This window comes from Embleya sp. NPDC127516 (assembly GCF_044765325.1).
Taxonomy (GTDB): domain Bacteria; phylum Actinomycetota; class Actinomycetes; order Streptomycetales; family Streptomycetaceae; genus Embleya.
In genome coordinates this window covers 1-3,727 of the sequence record NZ_JBIWJT010000092.1, presented here as the reverse complement: position 1 = coordinate 3,727, position 3,727 = coordinate 1, and the positions used below count along the sequence as shown (strand labels likewise).

Sequence of the window (3,727 nt, the reverse complement as noted above, 5' to 3'; positions counted from 1 at the left end):
GTACCGGAACTGGTCGGCACCCGGATCCGCAACCGGGTCGCGTTGTTGTCCGACTGGCACAGCTGGTGGGCCCTCGAACTCGACTCGCACCCCTCGGACGCAGTGCGCCACCTGGACCGCGCGTTCGACCACTACGCCGCGCTCTTCGACCTCGGCATCGGCGTCGACGTCGTGCACCCCTCGGCCGACCTGTCCGGCTACGGCCTGGTCGTCGTACCGAGCCTCTACCTCCTGTCCGCCGAACACGGCGCGAAGCTCTCCCGGTTCGTCGCCGACGGCGGCTCGATCGTGGTGTCCTTCTTCAGCGGCATCGTCGACGAACACGACCGCGTACATCTCGGCGGCTACCCCGGTCCACTGCGCGAGGCGTTGGGCATATCCGTCCAGGAATTCTGGCCCGCCGACGTGGGCCAAACGTTCGCACTGCGCACACCGGGAGCAGCGGAGCCCGAGGCCGGCACCGCCGACCTCTGGCGTGAGGATGTCACGCTCAAGGGCGCCCGCACGGAACTGGAATTCGTCGGTCCCCACTGGGACGGACGTCCGGCCGCCACGGTCCACGCGTACGGCGCCGGCACCGCCCGCTACATCGCGACCCGCCCGGACGCCGCCACGATGCGCACCCTGTTGGCCCGCGCGTGCGCCGACGCGGCCGTCGACCCGGTCCTGCCGGACCTGCCGGCGGGCATCCAGGCGGCCATCCGCCGGGGCGAGGGTTACGACATCCTGATTCTCCTCAACCACACGGGATCGACCCACGACATCGAACTCCCCACCGCACGGCGCGATCTGCTCGCCGACGATCACCGCCGCACGCACCGAACCACCCTGGCCCCGCGAGGAGTGGCCGTCCTGGGATCGCTGCCGACCGAGCACGGCGACGCGGGGCCGTTGCTCGAGACCGAGTGACCGTGGGGGCGGTGAGTCCGTCTGCCACGGGCGGGATGCGGCTCCCCGCGCCCGTCGGGCCGGAGCGCTGGTGATCGCCGCTTCCATGATCGGCGGTGTCGTCGCCGGACCCGCGCTGGGCAAGGCCATCGAATGGTCCGGCGTTCGCACCGTCCCGCTGCTCCTGTCCGGCATTTCCGCACTGTGCGTGGCCGCCACGCTCTGGCTGAGCCGTGCCACGGCCACACCACCCGACCACCACAACTCACCGATCCACTTCGAGGAGACCCCGAATGAGTGCTCTCACCACGACCGTTGACGGGTTCGCGCTCAATGGCGAGCCATTCCGGATCATCTCCGGGGCCATGCACTACTTCCGCATCCACCCCGACCAGTGGGCCGACCGGCTGCACAAGGCCCGATTGATGGGGCTCAACACGGTGGAGACCTACATACCGTGGAACCTGCACCAGCCGACCCCGGATGCCATCGATCTGGACGGCCTGCTCGATCTGCCCCGCTACCTTCGACTGGCCAAGGAGGAAGGGCTGCACGTCCTGCTGCGTCCCGGCCCGTACATCTGCGCGGAATGGGATGGCGGCGGCCTGCCCGCGTGGCTGACCGACGACCCCGGCATCCGACTGCGCAGCAGCGATCCCCGCTTCACCAAGGTATTCGATCGCTACCTCGATCTGCTGCTGCCGGCGCTCCTCCCGCACCTTGCGGCGGCAGGCGGTCCCGTGATCGCGGTACAGGTGGAGAACGAATACGGCGCCTACGGCGACGACACCGCCTACCTCCAGTACGTGGAACAGGCGCTGCGCACCCGCGGCGTCGGCGAATTGCTCTTCACCTGCGACCAGACCCACCAAAACCATCTGGCCGCGGGAAGCCTGCCGGGCGTCCTGGCGACGGGCACGTTCGGCAGCAATGTCGCCCGCAACCTGGAGCGGCTGCGCACCCACCGGAGCAGCGGGCCACTCATGTGTGCCGAATTCTGGATCGGCTGGTTCGACCACTGGGGCGAGCCGCACCATGTGCGCGATGCCGCCGATGCCGCCGCCGACCTGGACGCACTGCTCGCCGCGGGCGCGTCGGTCAACATCTACATGTTCCACGGCGGCACCAACTTCGGCTTCACCAACGGCGCCAACCACGATCACGCCTACACCCCGATCGTCACCTCCTACGACTACGACGCCCCGTTGTCCGAATCCGGAGACCCCGGCCCGAAGTACCACGCCTTCCGCGAGGTCATCGCCCGCCATGCTCCGGTCCCGGACGAACCGGTGCCGGCACCCGGGCCGAAACTGCCCGCCACCGTCGTGGATCTGGACCGCCGGACCCCGCTGCTTACGAACGCCGGCGTGCCGGCCGCCCCGGTCCGTACCACCGAGCCGCCCACGTTGGACGCGCTGGGCGTACGTGCCGGCCTCGCGCTCTACCGCACCACGTTGCCCGTCGCCGGCGAAGGAGTGCTGCACTTCGCGGAGGGGGTCGGCGATCGGGCCCGCGTCTACATCGACGGTTCGCCCGTCGGCGTCCTGGAACGCGAACGCCACGAAGAGAGCCTCCCGGTCCACGTACCCCACCCCGGAGCCACCCTCGAGGTGCTGGTGGAGAACATGGGGCGGGTCAACTACGGGCCACGCATCGGCGATCCGAAGGGACTGCTCGGGCCGGTCTCCTTCAACGGCACCATCCTGTACGAATGGGACACCTACCCCATCGCGTTGAACGACCTGGGCCCACTCACCTTCGGTCCCGCCGACGACACACCGCCGGGCACGCCCTCCTTCCACCACGGAACCTTCGACGTCGACACCCCCGCCGACACCTTCCTCTCCCTCTCCGGCTGGACCAAGGGCCAGGCCTGGATCAACGGGTTCAACCTGGGCCGCTACTGGAACCGCGGGCCTCAGCGCACCCTCTACGTGCCCGCTCCCACCCTGCGCACCGGGACCAACGAGCTCGTCCTGCTCGAACTGGACGCCACGACTCGACCACAGGCGTGGCTGGTCGACACCCCCGACCTGGGAGTGGCCCAATCGTGAAGCGAACGTGCCGGAGCCGAGCCGGTCACGGCCGACGTCGCCCGGTTATCCGGTGGTTCGAACTCGGCCCCGTGTTCCCCGTGTTGGGGCAAGCGCGCATCTCGGGAGTGCGTGGGGGGAGTTCGACGATCCGAGCTTCCTATACTGAGCGAATGTCGACACCGGAGTTTGTGCTCGCGCTGCGGGAGAAAATCGGTACCGCGCCCCTGTGGCTTTCGGGGGTGACCGCGGTGGTCGTGCGGGAAGCGCATGTGTTGTTGGTTCGGCGGGCGGACAACGGGGCTTGGACGGCGGTCACCGGGATCATCGATCCCGGTGAGCAGCCGGCGGACGCCGGGGTGCGGGAGGTCCGCGAGGAGGCGGGCGTCGAGGCCGTTCCGGAGCGGCTGGCGATGGTCGACGTCACCGAGCCGATCGTCTACACCAACGGGGACCGGACGCAGTATCTCAACCTGGTGTTCCTGTGCCGATGGCGTGCGGGTGAGCCGCATCCGGCGGATGGGGAGAACACCGAGGCCCGTTGGTTCCCGCTGGACGAACTGCCGCCGATGTCCGCCACCATGCGGGCCCGCATCGACGCCGCGGTCGGCCCGGGGTCGGAGGCGCGGTTCCAGGTCACGGAGGACCGACTCGGGGCGCTGTGACGGCGGCGGATGTGGCCGTGCGGATCAGGGCAGCGGGCTGGGGCGCGAGGTGAGGTCGTTGAGGAAGCCTTCGAGGGCGAAGGTGGCCGTGCCGAGGCACACCGCGTTGTCCGGGAGTTCGGACAGGCTCAGGGTGACCGC

Annotated in this window: 3 protein-coding genes and 1 pseudogene; all 4 read left to right on the top strand. The window is 69.5% G+C overall.

Annotation, left to right across the window (positions count from 1 at the left end; all coding sequences use genetic code 11):
* The coding region (locus ACIRL2_RS51295) for a beta-galactosidase trimerization domain-containing protein (protein ID WP_402242693.1) at nt 1-909 on the top strand (909 nt) is incomplete at its 5' end.
* Between the two features lie 37 nt (nt 910-946).
* Nucleotides 947-1,207, top strand: a pseudogene (locus ACIRL2_RS51290) (hypothetical protein); the annotation flags it as partial.
* Nucleotides 1,182-2,942 (top strand): glycoside hydrolase family 35 protein, encoded by a 1,761-nt coding sequence (locus tag ACIRL2_RS51285; protein ID WP_402242691.1) that lies wholly within the window; start codon nt 1,182-1,184, stop codon nt 2,940-2,942. The pseudogene ACIRL2_RS51290 and the gene ACIRL2_RS51285, both read left to right, overlap by 26 nt.
* Nucleotides 2,943-3,094: 152 nt before the next feature.
* Complete coding sequence (locus ACIRL2_RS51280) at nt 3,095-3,586, top strand: NUDIX hydrolase (protein WP_402242689.1); 492 nt, start codon at nt 3,095-3,097, stop codon at nt 3,584-3,586.
* Nucleotides 3,587-3,727 lie beyond the last annotated feature (141 nt).

Coding starts and splice junctions, on each gene's coding strand:
- ACIRL2_RS51285 (WP_402242691.1), top strand. CDS start 1,182: ATGAGTGCTCTCACCACGACCGTTGACGGGTTCGCGCTCAATGGCGAG.
- ACIRL2_RS51280 (WP_402242689.1), top strand. CDS start 3,095: ATGTCGACACCGGAGTTTGTGCTCGCGCTGCGGGAGAAAATCGGTACC.